A 13,738-nucleotide genomic window follows, 5' to 3' on the forward strand; every position below is an offset into this window, starting at 1 on the left:
GGACAAACAGCCCGCTGAACACTTTTGCCGCCCTCGTTGTCGCTAGCTGTCGATGACCTTTGTCCCTGGTCTTTGCCGGGCACGGGGCAGAATATCTCTTTCCTATTTCATGAATATGCTGCGCAAATTTTGGTGGTACTGGCTGCTTTGCGGACTGCTGATGCAGGCCGGACCAGCCGCCCAGGCGCAGGACACGCCCCCCGGCGAGTTTCGCTTCGAGCACCTTACCGTAGACCAGGGCCTGACCCATAGCGACGCCATGTGCATGGCCCAGGACCACGACGGCTTCATCTGGATTGGCACTAACCGGGGCATCGACCGCTACGACGGCTACCAGCTCAAACCCTACTCTCTGCCCATCAATCCGCGCAATGGCCTATCGGGCAACCGTATATCGGTATTGCTGGCCGCCCCCAACGGCCAGCTGTGGGTAGGTGCCGAAACCTCGGGCCTGAGCTACTACGACGCTGCGCACGATGTCTTCGTACCCCTGGCTTCCTGGGCCGCACCAGCCGCCTACCGAGCCACGGCCAACCGGTTGGCACAGAGCGATGTGAAAGCGCTGGCTATTGATGGGCAAGGCCGCCTTTGGGTAGCCACCGCCCTAGATGGCTTGTTCATCGTAAGCCTCGATGCGCAGGGCCAGCCACAGGCCTTGCGCCAGCTGCCCGTCGTGGCTCCAGGTCGCGCTTTGCTGTCTTCTCTTACGAGTATGGCTCTGGATGCCGATGGAAACGTGTGGGTTGGGTCTATGGCATCGGGCCTGCTGCTGGTGCGGGCCGACGAGCCCGAGCTGCCGGTTGAAACCACGGCAGTGCGCCTGCCGGTGAGCGCGGTGAAACTCGACCGCCGGGGCGATTTATGGGTTGGCACCGAACGGCAAATTTTCTGGGTATCATCGGCCAGCCGCCACGCGGGAGCGTCCCTCACTGCCACGCCCCTGCCCCACCACTACCCCCCCATTCAGGCCCTGCACCTCGATTCGTTTGGGCGGCTATGGGCAGGCACGCTCTACGGCCTGTACATATGGGAAGCCGGGGCCGTGACGGGCATAGCCCCGCCTTTACAAGTCAAGCGCCCTACCCTGTTCCTACCCCGCGACGGCGAGGTGCACGGCCTGAACTCGGAGCGGGTACACCAGATTTTTGAGGGGCGCGACCAGCTGGTGTGGCTCTGTGCCTCGGCCGGCGGCCTGAACAAGGTGGACCTACGGCAGCGGGCCTTTGGGCAGCTGCGGCACCAGCTCACGGGCCAGCCGGCGCTGTCGAACGCCAACAACTACATCAACGCCATTTACAAGGAAGAGGCCACCAATACCTTGTGGCTGGGCTCCCGCAATGGTGTTTCGGCCTACGACCTGGCCCGGCACACCTACCGCAGCTACCTCAACCAGCAGTCGGACACGGTGCGGGGCATCGACGTAGCCACAATTTTTCGGGCCGCCGATGGCACGCTTTGGTTTGGCACCCGCGACAACGGGCTGGTGGCTTTGCGCCGACAGGGCGGCCGCGAACAGCTCACCACCTACCGCCAGCTGCCGGGCGGTTTCGACCTGGCCACCACAAGCATCGAGCACCTGGCGCAGGATGGTCAGGGCATGCTCTGGGTGGCCACGTTTTCGCAGGGCCTCTTCCGGCTCAGCCCCGATGGCCGCTTGCTGGCGCACTACGACGACGCCCACAGCCAGCTGCCTACCAATCGATTCACCTTCCTGCTCTACGATGCCGCTCGCAACGTACTATGGGCCAGTACCCGCAACGCGGGCCTGCTCAAGCTGCGCGTCACCGCCGACTCCTTGCGCGTGCTGGAACAGTTCGCCTTTCGCTCAGCGCCGGGCAAGCGGCTGCGGGTCAACTACACATGGCCGCTGCTGCTGGGCAAGGGCGGCACGCTCTGGATTGGCACCATCGGCGGGGGGCTGCACCAGCTGAGCACCGATGCACAGGGGCACGACGTCATTCGACAATACAGCCGTTACCTGCCCGAAAGCGACGTAGAGGGCCTACTAGCCGATGAAGCCGGCAACGTGTGGGTGGGCGGCACGGGGCTCTACCGCTTCACACCGGCCACGCGCCGCTACCTGCGCTACGACGTGGCCGACGGCCTGCAAAGCAACTCGTTCAAGATTGGAGCGGCGGCCCGCGCCAACGACGGCACCCTCTACTTCGGAGGCATCAACGGCATCAATTACTTCCAGCCCTGGGCCATCCAGGCAAATCCTAACCCGCCGGTGGTGCAGCTCACAGGACTGCGCGTGGGCGACCAGCCGGTGGCAGTGGGCCAGCCCTTCAACGGCCGCGTATTGCTGACCCAGGCCCTAACCCAACCGCAGAAGGTGAACATTCGGGCAGCGGAAAACGACTTCTCGGTCGATTTTGTGGCCCTCAACTACACCAATCCGCAAAAAAACAACTACGCCTATCGCCTGCTGGGCTACAACGAAAACTGGGTGCGCCCGCGCCCTGGCCAGCGCGTGGCCAGCTTCGCCAACCTGCCACCCGGCGACTACACGCTGGAAGTGAAGGCCGACAACGGCGAAGGCGTGTGGACCAAAAAACCAGCCACCATGGAGTTTGTGGTGCTGGCCCCGTGGTACAAAACCTGGTGGGCCTACCTGCTCTACACGGCTGCGCTGCTGGGCGCAATTGCGCTCTACCGCCGCGTGGAAATGACGCAGCAGGACCTGCGGAATAACTTAGCCCTGGAGCAGTTCCAGACCGAAAAGGAGAAAGAGCTGACCAGCCTCAAACTGAGTTTTTTCACCAACGTGAGCCATGAGTTGCGCACCCCCTTGACGCTGATACTCGGGCCGATGGAGGAGATTATGGGCACGCACGGCCCCGTGCATCACCTGCGCGACAAGGTGCAGCTCATGCACAAGCAGACGCGCAAGCTGCTCGATTTGGTGAACCAGTTGCTGGATTTTCGCAAAGTGGAGACTGGCAACGTTCCGCTGCGGGCGGGCTACGGCAACGTGCTGCGGCTGCTAACCGACGTATTCTCCGCTTTTGAGCAGAAGGCTACCGAACGCCGCCTCTCCTACCTGCTGGATGCTCCCACCGAGCCCGTGCAACTGTATTTTGACCGGAGCAAGCTCGAAATCATCCTTACCAATCTGCTGGCCAATGCCTTTAAATACACACCAGAAGGCGGCCGAATCGAGTTGACAGCTAGTGTAGTCGGTACCCCCGGCAGCGAAGCTGTATTTGCCAACGGCCAGCTGGTGGGCAATTATCTGGAAGTAAAAGTGGTGGATACTGGCGTGGGCATTCAGGCCCAGGAGCTGGCGCACATTTTCGACCCCTACTACCAGGCTTCGCACACCGATACGCTACGCATGACGGGCACCGGCATTGGGCTGTCGCTGGTGAAGCAATTTGCCGAGCGCCATGCGGGCAGCATTGCAGTCAGCAGTGAGGTTGGCGCAGGCACTACGTTCAGCCTGCGGCTACCCTTCGGCCAATCCCATCTGCAACCCGATGACATCCTGCCCACCAGTGAGCAGACTGAGCCCACGGAAATGCCGCTGCTGCCGATGCCAGAAGGAAAAGCAGTAAGCCACAACACTCCCACCGCGCCGGCCACCCCGCCGCGCCTGCTGGTGGTAGAAGACAATGACGAGGTGCGCCAGTACCTGCACCAGCTGTTTGCTAACGACTTTGAGGTACTGGCCGCTGCCGACGGGCTGGAAGGCTGGCGCTTAGCACTCGAACAACTCCCGGCTTTGGTTATCAGCGACGTGATGATGCCGCGCAGCGACGGCCTAGAGCTGTGCCAGAAAATCAAGCAGCACCCCAAAACCAGCCACATTCCGGTGCTGCTGCTCACGGCCCGCACTGCCGCCCTACACGAAGTAGAAGGCCTCGACCTGGGCGCCGACGACTACGTGAGCAAGCCCTTCAACCCACTGGTGCTGCAAGCCAAAGTGGCCGCGCTGCTGCGCAACCGCCACCAGCTGCGCGAATTCTACCAGCGCCAGATATTGCTGGAGCCCACAGAGCTAGTCATTCCCGATGCCGACCGTCTCTTCCTTGAGCAGGCCATGCGCACGGTCGAGACCCGCCTTACCGACCCCGGCCTGAGCGTGCTGGTGCTAGCCGACGCGCTGTGCATGAGTCAGTCGGCCGTGTACCGCCGCATTAAAAGCATCACAGGTCAGACCACGGTCGAGTTTATTCGCGACGTGCGAATGAAGCGGGCCGCCCAGCTACTGGCGCAACCCCACCTGCGGGTGTCGGAAGTGGCGTTCGAAGTTGGCGTTGAGAACGTGAAATATTTCCGCAAGACCTTCCAGAAAATCTACGGCATGCCGCCCTCCGAGTATGCCCGCCAGCACCGCCCCGCCCGTGAGGCCGCCCTGGTCGAAGATGACCCGCTGGACGAGGACGAATAATAAGCGGCATTCTACTTTTTACGGCGCCTAAAACAGTAGTATGGTTGGTAGCTGCTTCCAAGTCTTGGGGCCGGCTTACCAGTCGTCGTTGCACGTGGCTATTCCGCAAATTGGCTTAAGTATAGGAGCAATGAAGGCCCTAAACGTTCTTCAAAGGCACCCTCTATCCCCATTTTCTTACCATAGGTCAAGGGCTGCTTTGACGAGGGCGTTGAAATTTGTCCTATCAAACCAAAGGCTTTTCAGCCTTGAAAGTGGCGTTTCTAGCCTGATAGGTAGGCCAGGACCCATTTTTTTATTCCCTCTTCAAGCAATCTGAATATGAAAATTGCCATCACCGGAGCTACGGGCCAGCTGGGCTGGCTCGTTGTCGAGAAGCTCAAAGCCCAAATACCTGCTGAACAAATTGTTGCGCTGGTGCGCACTCCTGCCAAAGCGGCGAACCTGGGGGTAGAAGCCCGCGCAGCCGACTACGCCCAGCCCGAAGCCCTAGAGGCTGCCCTCACAGGTGTCGACAAGCTGTTGCTGATTTCTTCCAGCGAAGTAGGCCAGCGCGCCGTCCAGCATAAAAACGCCATCGAAGCGGCAAAAAAGACTGGCGTCAAGCACCTGATATACACCAGCGTGCTGCACGCCGATACCTCTCCCCTGAGCCTGGCCGACGAACACCGCACCACCGAAGCCGATTTGCAAGCATCGGGCATTCCCTACACCATCCTGCGCAACGGATGGTACACCGAAAATTACACTGGCTCGGTTGGCGGTGCGCTGGCGGGCGGCGCCTTCATCGGCAGTGCCCGGACAGGGCGGATTTCGTCGGCTACCCGGGCCGATTTTGCTGATGCCGCCGTAGCCGTGCTCACCAGCGAAGGCCACGAGGGCAAAACCTACGAGCTGGCAGGCGACGAATCCTACACCCTGGCAGAGCTAGCAGCCGAAATCTCGCGCCAGAGTGGCAAAACGATTCCGTATAAGGACCTATCCGTGGCCGATTACGCTGCCGCGCTCACTGGATTCGGCTTGCCTGCCGGTTTCGCCCATAGCCTGGCCAGTTGGGATGCCGATGCCGCCAACGGTGCCCTGTATGACGAGAGCCGGCAGCTTTCACAGCTTATTGGCCGCCCAACCACACCCCTTGCCACGGTGGTGGCCGAGGCGCTCAAGTAAGCGTGCACACTGGTTTTTGAGGTAGAAAACACAAGTAAAATACCGGGTTAATAGCCGGCTTCCAAGGCACTTCACACTTGGAAGCCGGCTATTAACCCGGTATTTTACGTTCAGGCCGCTAACCGTACACCATCGATTGGTCATCTTGAGTGTTTTGCTTGAATCGCAGCCTGCTATCGGATAGTAGCTGGCGCTCAACAGGACTGGCAGGGTCCAAAATGACTGAAACAGCTTCTTATGCAATCACCTGACTTTCCTGAATTTCATACGCCTGCCGGCCCCATTATTGGGCGGCGCGATGGAGCTGTGGTGCGCGCCAGCGGCATTCGCTACGCCCGCGCCCAACGGTTCCGACCGCCGGTAGCCGAACCTACCTTCGCTTCACCTTTTCGCGCAACTTTGCCTGCCCCCGCCTGCCCGCAGGTAGCCGACCCATTTCTGGAACCAGTGATGGGTAGCTTGTTTGCCGGTATCACCTACGATGAGGATTGTTTGCGCCTATCCATCACGCGGCCGGCCGAGGTGCGACCCGATGAGCAACTGCCCGTCATGGTGTGGGTGCACGGCGGCTCGTATGTAACGGGCGCAGGCGACCTGCCCATCTACGACCCGGCCGTGCTGGTGAGTGAGCAACGGGTAGTGTTCGTGGCCGTTACTTATCGGCTGGGGCTGTTGGGTTTTCTGGGCCGCGAAGGTGGTACGCCACCAAACCTGGGACTACTGGACTTGCTGGAATCGTTGCGCTGGGTACAGCGTAATATTGCCGCGTTTGGCGGTAATCCGGCCTTGGTTACCCTACTTGGGCACTCCTCTGGGGCCGATGCGGCAGCCCATCTGATGGTGGCCCAGGGAGCCAAAGGGCTGTTCCGGCGCGTCATTATGCACAGCGCGCCACTGGGCCTCTCCCGCAAGCGTCAGGCCATGAGCCGGGCCATGGCCGATGCTGCCGGCACCCTGCAGCCCGCGGCTCCCGTCGCCGAAGTGCTAGCCCGCGAAAGCATCGCCACGCAAGCCGCCCGTCGGTTCGGCCTGAAAAGCGGCATGCCATTCGGCACCCAATACGGCGCCTATCCCCTGCCGGCCGAAGCCGATATTGACCGCGCCTGGGAAGCCGTTGCGCCCAGCGTAGACGTCCTCATCGGCGCCACGGCGGAGGAAACTCGTTTCTTTGCCATACTCGACCCCAAATACCGCCGGCTGTTGGGCTTTCCCGTGCTTGGCCGACTGATTTCCCGGCCGCTGGTTTCCTTTAGCTCGGGGCTGGTTTACCTGAAATCGGCGGTGGCTTTTGCAAAGCGGCATGCCCGGGCCGGTGGGCGCGCCTACCGTTTCCTAGTGACTTTCCGGCCCACTGACAGCGAGTTTGGGGCCGCGCACACGGTCGACTTGCCACTGTTGCTGGGTACGCAGGCCAGTTGGTCGTTCGCCCCTATTCTCGGCCAGGCTACGTGGGCGGCAGTAGAGGCCGCCGGCCGGCAAGTCCGGCAGCTATGGGCCGGTTTTGCGCGTACCGGCGTGTTGCCATCCCGGGTGGAGGTGCCCGGCGTGCTGTGGGTCAAACAGGAGCCCACATCTGGTGTACTTAACAAGCAATAGACTAAACAACAGCCGGCTGCCGCTCACGCCATTGCATACCCGCAGGCAATTCCATTGACGAAAACTCCAAGTGTATCACCCGACGCGGCCGGTCGCTGGTGCTGCGGTTGGAGGCATGTAGCAACAAGGGCTTCATTAGCATGGCCCCACCGGCGGGCACGGCGCAGCTGGTGGCGGTGGCGGTGAAGTGGATGATTTCCGTGGCGGGGATAACGCCCCGCTGCTGCGAGCCCGGCACTACCTTCAGCGCGCCGTTGGTGGCGTCGCAATCGTCGAGTTGAATGCGGATGGTGCACACATTTTCCAGCACGGCCACGGGCGGCTGCACCGATACGCCCTCCGGTTTGCTTGTCCACGGCCCAAAACCAGGCAGTGCGGCCCGTTGGTCCACATTTATCATCAAATCCTGGTGCCAGGCCACCAGCCAATTAGAGCCAGCGGGCTTATCGAAATAAATGGCTTTCGCCAAGTGACAGCCTTCGGGAAAAAGCTGGCCCAGCAACGTGTGCAAGCCCTCAGTAGCCAGCAACGGCCACAGTTCCGGCACTTCCCCTACCAGATTTCGAATGGCAAACACTTCTTGGCTGCGCCGGAAATTGGGTCCGCTCACGGGTGCATTTTCAACGGCTTGCAGCAGCGCCGCTACTTCGTGGTGAGTGTAAAGATTCGGCAGTACGGCAAAGCCATCACACGCAAACTGCGCTGCTGCCGATTCAGTGAGAACGGGGGATTTCATAGAACTGCAAAGCTACATTCGTCGCGATATCTACCGGACGCAACCCGCGCCACTTGCAGTTGCCCTTAGCTCAACCAGCCCTGACTTGTTATGAATAAATATGCTACCGCTCTCCTACTCACCGGATTTGCGCTGGCCGCCACCCAGCCCGCTCGTGCTCAGCGTGCGAAAGCTGAAATGGAATCCGTGAAGCAAACCGTCACCGCTTTCTTCGACGGTATGCGGCGCGGCGACAGCACCGCCGTGCGCCGCACCCTGGCGCCGGGGGCCGTTTTCCACGGCATCGGCAGCAAGCCCGGCCAGCCAGTGGGCTTGCAAACCGAAAGCATCAACGGCTTTCTGAAAGCCGTGGGCACGCCGCACGCAGACGTATGGGACGAGCGGGTGCAATTCGACCAGGTATTAATTGACGCTAACCTGGCCAGCGTGTGGGCGCCGTATGAATTCTACCTCGGCAGCAAATTCAGCCACTGCGGCTACGACTCTTTTCAGCTGGTGAAGCTAGCCGAGGGCTGGAAAATCGCGCATATTATCGACACGCGACGGAAGGAGAAGTGCAGGTAGGCAGCGTACTTTTGACCGAATCCAGCCCGCGTACCAATGGAACCCAAACGATATCCGCGGCAACTTTCTCGCGGGGCCAACAATGCGGCCATTGCCCTTTCCGAAACGGAAGTTGGCAAATTATTCAGCGAGGATACCCGTTCCGATATTGGCTCGGAGGCCGAAAAAATGCGCTTCGCTAATGCAGTAAATGGCTTGGTAGTCCAGTTCCATCGCCTGGAAACCAACGAGCCTTTGGAAGCCGACATGTTGGTAATGGAACGCATCTATCCGCTCGATTACCGGGCTTACGAGGTAGAAATGCGGGAAATCTGGTTCGACGTGTTCACGGATGAGTTGCAAGCCCTACACCGAGCCGGCTTCGTCCACCGCGACCTGCTCCGCCCATCGAACCTGCCCGGCGACCGATACGACAACATTCTGCTTACGCAACAAGGCCTACGCTTAATCGACGTAGGGATTTCCGTATTGCAGCGGCAGGTTGGGGAGTCGTTTTTTCGGGCCTACGTGCAACGGGAGCGGGAAGAGCTGGAGTTGTTTCGAGCGTTTTTTCTGGGGCGGTGAATGCTGCTTTTAGCAGCTAGTCACCAATGGCAAGAAGCCCCATATCCGTTGCTTTTGCCTGCGTAAGAACTTCATTCAACGCTATGCTCATGCGAAATGGGCAATTGGCAAGCAACTCTACTTTATTCAAAACCTGGCTACGAGACCACCGGAACCTGCCATAGTAATCGGCATGGTTCTCTATCAAACCCGCTTTTTGCGCCATTTCAAATTCCTCCTCCTCTATGCAGCCAGCGTATTTTAAATGCATGGAGGAAGTCATATTCGACAGTTCGTCAGGAATAAAATAGAAGTCTAACATTTTTATAGCCCCACTGGCTCCTCCTGCAGTTCCTTCTCAATCCAGCGGCCGTCCTCGCGCATGAGCTCAATCAGGTCATCAACTGCGCGTTCTTCGGGCACGGATTTCTTGATGATTTCCTGCCCGCGGTAGAGGGAGATTTTGCCCTTACCCACACCTACGTAGCCATAGTCGGCATCAGCCATTTCGCCGGGCCCATTCACGATGCAGCCCATGATGCCGATTTTAATGCCCTTGAGGTGGTCGGTGCGCTTGCGAATCATGGCCGTGGTTTCCTGCAAGTCGAACAGGGTCCGGCCGCAGCTGGGGCAGCTGATGTATTCGGTTTTGCTCATGCGGGTGCGGGCCGCCTGCAGAATGCCGAAGGAGAGCTGGTTGAGCCCACTCACTGTGTCGAGCCATTCCTCCTGCGAACGGGCGCTCAGCAGTTCTACTCCCAGCACCACGCCATCGCCAAGGCCATCAATGAGCAGGCCCCCCACGTCGGTAGCCGCATCGAGTTGGGTTTGCTCCAAAGGCTGGTTGGGGAAAGAGCGGGCAATGACCACCGGGCAGGTGATTCCGTGCTTCATCAGCTCGAAGAAAGCCCGGCGCAACTCGGGCATAGCGTGGGCGTTGGTAGTGTACAGCACCAGCACCACAGTGGTGTCATGGCGCAGCCGTTGCAAAACCGCCGCGTCAAGCACATCTAAGCTGATGAGCAGGAAGTTGAGCTGGGGATGGCGCTGTGAGTCCTCCACGTAGCGGTCGGCGGTTAGTACCGGGTAGTGGTCCGGGCGGCTGCCGGCATCGCGCCAGGCGGGGTATGTCACAATTTCCTTGAGCCCATTGGGCAGCATAAACGGCACCGGCCGCTCACCGCTGAATAGGTAGTCGGCCCCGTGGTCGGCCATCTGAAACTTATCCAGAAACGGCGAATAAAGGTGGCCGGCGGCGCGCAGGTCGCCATACTCTACCCGGGGCAAGCGCGCAGTGCTGACAATGACGCGCGGCACATTTTGCCCGCCAAAATTGGCCACCTCGTGCGTATGACGACGGAAATATTGGAATGGATTTATCGGCATCTCCCCTTCCAGCGGCTTTATGGGCTGAGCCAGCGCAGCACGGCTGGTGTAGCGGTCAATCAGCATGCGGGCCACCGGGGCTTCGGCTTCCGGGGCTTCCGTCAGGCTCACGCGCACGGTATCACCGAGGCCGTCTTCCAGCAGTGTGCCAATGCCCACAGCACTCTTGATGCGGCCGTCTTCGGCCTCGCCGGCTTCCGTCACGCCCAAATGCAGCGGGTAGGGCTGCAGTCCTTCCTCGTCGAGCTTCTGCACCAGCAGGCGGTAGGCCTGCACCATCACCTGGGTGTTGCTGGCCTTCATGCTCAGCACCACGTCGTAGTAATTTTCTTCCTCACACAGGCGTAGGAATTCCAGTGCCGACTCGACCATGCCCAGCGGCGTGTCGCCATACCGGCTCAGAATCCGGTCCGACAGCGAGCCGTGATTGGTACCGATGCGCATGGCCGTGCCGTACTGCTTGCAAATCTGCACCAGCGGGCGGAACCGCTCCCGGATGCGCTCCACCTCGGCCGCGTAGGTGGCGTCGGTATATTCTATTTCTTCGAATTTCTTTTTGTCAGCGTAGTTGCCGGGGTTCACGCGCACCTTTTCCACGATGCGGGCGGCCAACTCGGCCGCGTTGGGCGTGAAGTGAATGTCAGCAATAAGCGGCACGTTACAGCCCCGCTTCCGCAATTCTTTTTTGATTTCCAGCAGGTTCTGGGCCTCTTTCATGCTGGGCGCAGTAATGCGCACGTACTCGCAGCCGGCCTCCACCATGCGCAGCGTCTGCTCCACCGAACCGAGGGTATCCATCGTGTCCACGGTGGTCATGCTCTGCACGCGGATGGGGAAATCACCGCCCATTGGCACCCCGCCAATGTTGACCACGCGAGCTACGCGGCGCTTGTATTCGGTGAGGCTGGGGCAATACGTTTTGTTCATGAGCCAAAAACTACGGTCGGAAGGCGAAAGTTGCGCCGTAGTACAAAGGTAAAGCAGTTCGGGGCGGGCCTTGCGTGTCTGATGCCGCAACTTCTGGCGATGATAAGCTGTCTGTTGCTTGTCTGGCCACACGAACGCAGTAAAGCCCTACCGTTTTACGGCTCTCCCCTCGTTCAATTCCCACCCTATGCACCCTTCGAAATTATTCCTGCTCAGCGTTAGCCTATTTTTTTCCATTCCTGCTTTTGCCCAGCAGGTAGCCGTCATCAGGTTTCCAGAGCTGCAGAAGCGCCTGGCGCAACCAACGGATACTACCTATGTAGTTAATTTCTGGGCTACCTGGTGTGCGCCTTGCGTAAAGGAATTGCCCTACTTCGAGCAGCTTCGCGCGGCCAATGCCAATAAGAAAGTAAAGGTGCTGCTTGTGAGCATGGACTATGCCTCGCAGGTCGATAAAAAAGTAAATCCATTCGTGAAGCAGCGCGGCCTGAAATCAGAAGTCCTGCTGCTCAACGAACCCGACCCGAACTCCTGGATGGACAAGTTTGATGCAAAATGGTCGGGCGCACTGCCATTCACGCTCATTGTCAACAACAAAACCAAGCAGCGCACTACTTTTGAGCAGGAGCTTTCGCAAGCTGAGCTGACCGCTGCCTTGCAGAAATTCCCCCAATAGGCATTTTTTACTCATCACCTGCAATCCATTCCTCATGAAAAAGCTCCTGCCGTATTTCACCCTCTGTTTCGCCCTGCTGCTGAGCAGCTTTATTGCCCGCCCGACCACCGATGGCTACAAAGTGGGTGATAAAGCCACCGATTTCAAATTAAAAAACATCGACGGTAAAATGGTGTCGCTGGCCGATAATAAAGCAGCTAAAGGCTACATCGTTGTGTTCACCTGCAACACCTGCCCTTTCGCTAAAGCCTACGAAAGCCGCATTGTCGACCTGAACACCAAATACGCCTCGAAAGGCTACCCTGTAGTCGCCATCAATCCCAATGACCCGGCCGTATCTCCCGGCGACTCTTACACCGACATGCAGAAAAAGAAATACGCCTTCCCTTACCTCGTCGATGAATCGCAGCAGGTAGCCAAAACCTACGGCGCTACCCGCACGCCCCACCTCTACGTCCTCACCCGCCAGGGCAATGACTTCGTAGTTAGCTACATCGGCGCCATAGATGACAACTCCGAAGACGCCACGCTGGTGAAAACGAAATACGTGGAAAACGCCATGACCGAAATTCTGGCCGGCAAGCCCGCCATCACCAACTCCACCAAAGCTATTGGGTGCACTATTAAGTGGAAGCGCGCATAGGCGAACGAGTTGTCAGCATAAAAAAACGGCTGTCATCCTGAGCAAGCTCAGGATGACAGCCGTTTTGAGTTACTAAACGGTATCAGTTTACTTCCAACACGATTTTTCCAATATGCGCACTGCTCTCCATCAGCTGATGGGCCGCGGCAGCTTCACTGATTGGAAATGTTTGGTAAATAACCGGCCTGAACTTGCCTGCTGCGATAAGTGGCCAAACGTGTTTTTCCACCTCAGCCGCCAGTACCGCTTTAAAATCAGCCGAGCGGGGACGCAAGGTGCTGCCCGTAATGCTCAGGCGGCGGCGCATCACCTCCAGCGCGTTGAACTCGCCTCTGTTTCCCTGCATGGCATTCACAAATACCAAGCGCCCGTCCTCCTTTAGCAGGCGCAGGTTTTTGGCGATGTAGTCACCGCCAATCATATCCAGAATCACGTCAACGCCTTCGTTATTCAGGACCTGTTCAAAGTCTTCGGCTTTGTAATTAATGGCCCAATCAGCCCCCAACTCACGGCAGGCGCTGCATTTGGTTTCGTCGCCGGCCGTCACGGCCACACGGCTGCCCAAAGCCCGGGCCAGCTGAATGACCGTTGTGCCAATGCCGCTGCTGCCGCCATGCACCAGCAGCGTTTCGCCCGGCTGCAAAGCGCCGCGCTGAAACACATTGTGCCATACCGTAAATACCGTTTCGGGCAGGGCAGCAGCTTCTACCATGCTCAACCCCGCCGGCACTGGCAAACAGTGCCGGGCATCCACTACGGCGTATTCGGCGTAGCCTCCGGCCGGGAGCAGGGCACATACGGCATCACCAGGCTGCCAGCGGGTTACGTCGGTCCCGCACGCGGCCACAATGCCTGCTATTTCCAAGCCTGGCACCATGCCGGCCACGTCACCAGCGCCCCCGTATTTGCCCTGCCGCATGAGCACATCGGGCCGGTTCACGCCGGCCGCCTGAACATGCACCAGCACTTCATGTGCTGCTGGCTGGGGATTGGGCTGCTCCTGAAGCTGCAATACTTCGGGACCACCAGCTTGCTGAATAATAATTGTGTTCATAAGTAAGGTGTAGGTTTTACCGCGCATGCTATAGCCGTCGGTAAGGCTACTAA

11 protein-coding genes are annotated in these 13,738 nt (G+C 59.1%); 7 read left to right on the plus strand and 4 right to left on the minus strand.

Going from position 1 to position 13,738, the window contains the following annotated elements; genetic code table 11:
• Window positions 1-115 precede the first annotated feature (115 nt).
• The 3 genes from J4E00_RS00330 (at window position 116) to J4E00_RS00340 (ending at window position 7,156) form a co-directional block, all read left to right on the plus strand.
• Window positions 116-4,393 carry a hybrid sensor histidine kinase/response regulator transcription factor gene (locus J4E00_RS00330; RefSeq protein WP_208173016.1) on the plus strand — a complete coding sequence of 1,426 codons (4,278 nt, stop codon included), beginning with the start codon at window positions 116-118 and terminating at the stop codon, window positions 4,391-4,393.
• 321 nt (window positions 4,394-4,714) lie between these two features.
• Window positions 4,715-5,560 carry an SDR family oxidoreductase gene (locus J4E00_RS00335; protein WP_208173017.1) on the plus strand — a complete coding sequence of 282 codons (846 nt, stop codon included), beginning with the start codon at window positions 4,715-4,717 and terminating at the stop codon, window positions 5,558-5,560.
• A 237-nt stretch (window positions 5,561-5,797) separates the two neighbouring features.
• A complete protein-coding gene (locus tag J4E00_RS00340) occupies window positions 5,798-7,156 on the plus strand; it encodes a carboxylesterase family protein (protein WP_208173018.1) in 1,359 nt (452 codons plus the stop codon).
• 1 nt (window position 7,157) lies between these two features.
• Here J4E00_RS00340 and J4E00_RS00345 read toward each other — a convergent pair whose 3' ends face one another.
• Window positions 7,158-7,892, minus strand: a complete 735-nt coding sequence (locus J4E00_RS00345; RefSeq protein ID WP_208173019.1) for a phytanoyl-CoA dioxygenase family protein — start codon at window positions 7,890-7,892, stop codon at window positions 7,158-7,160.
• A gap of 90 nt (window positions 7,893-7,982) precedes the next feature.
• On the opposite strand from J4E00_RS00345, the gene J4E00_RS00350 reads away from it, so the two are divergent.
• Together J4E00_RS00350 and J4E00_RS00355 are read left to right on the plus strand one after the other, a co-directional pair.
• Window positions 7,983-8,456 carry a nuclear transport factor 2 family protein gene (locus J4E00_RS00350; protein WP_236049364.1) on the plus strand — a complete coding sequence of 158 codons (474 nt, stop codon included), beginning with the start codon at window positions 7,983-7,985 and terminating at the stop codon, window positions 8,454-8,456.
• Between the two features lie 36 nt (window positions 8,457-8,492).
• Window positions 8,493-9,020, plus strand: a complete 528-nt coding sequence (locus J4E00_RS00355) for a hypothetical protein (RefSeq protein WP_208173020.1) — start codon at window positions 8,493-8,495, stop codon at window positions 9,018-9,020.
• Between the two features lie 16 nt (window positions 9,021-9,036).
• Here the strand turns inward: J4E00_RS00355 and J4E00_RS00360 are convergent, their stop codons facing one another.
• Together J4E00_RS00360 and ispG are read right to left on the minus strand one after the other, a co-directional pair.
• Window positions 9,037-9,321, minus strand: a complete 285-nt coding sequence (locus tag J4E00_RS00360) for a hypothetical protein (protein ID WP_208173021.1) — start codon at window positions 9,319-9,321, stop codon at window positions 9,037-9,039.
• Between the two features lie 2 nt (window positions 9,322-9,323).
• Window positions 9,324-11,312, minus strand: coding sequence for a (E)-4-hydroxy-3-methylbut-2-enyl-diphosphate synthase (gene ispG / locus J4E00_RS00365; RefSeq protein WP_208173022.1), 1,989 nt, complete (start codon window positions 11,310-11,312; stop codon window positions 9,324-9,326).
• Window positions 11,313-11,499: 187 nt separating this feature from the next.
• Between ispG and J4E00_RS00370 the strand changes: the two genes are divergently transcribed.
• Window positions 11,500-11,988, plus strand: a complete 489-nt coding sequence (locus J4E00_RS00370; RefSeq protein ID WP_208173023.1) for a TlpA family protein disulfide reductase — start codon at window positions 11,500-11,502, stop codon at window positions 11,986-11,988.
• A gap of 34 nt (window positions 11,989-12,022) precedes the next feature.
• Window positions 12,023-12,631, plus strand: coding sequence for a thioredoxin family protein (locus J4E00_RS00375; RefSeq protein WP_208173024.1), 609 nt, complete (start codon window positions 12,023-12,025; stop codon window positions 12,629-12,631).
• Window positions 12,632-12,713: 82 nt separating this feature from the next.
• Here the strand turns inward: J4E00_RS00375 and J4E00_RS00380 are convergent, their stop codons facing one another.
• The gene (locus J4E00_RS00380; RefSeq protein WP_208173025.1) at window positions 12,714-13,685 is read right to left on the minus strand and encodes an NAD(P)H-quinone oxidoreductase; all 972 of its coding nucleotides are present in this window, start codon (window positions 13,683-13,685) and stop codon (window positions 12,714-12,716) included.
• Window positions 13,686-13,738: the final 53 nt, after the last annotated feature.

Origin of the sequence: Hymenobacter negativus, from assembly GCF_017571495.1 — a bacterium.
Classification (GTDB): Bacteria; Bacteroidota; Bacteroidia; order Cytophagales; family Hymenobacteraceae; genus Hymenobacter; species Hymenobacter negativus.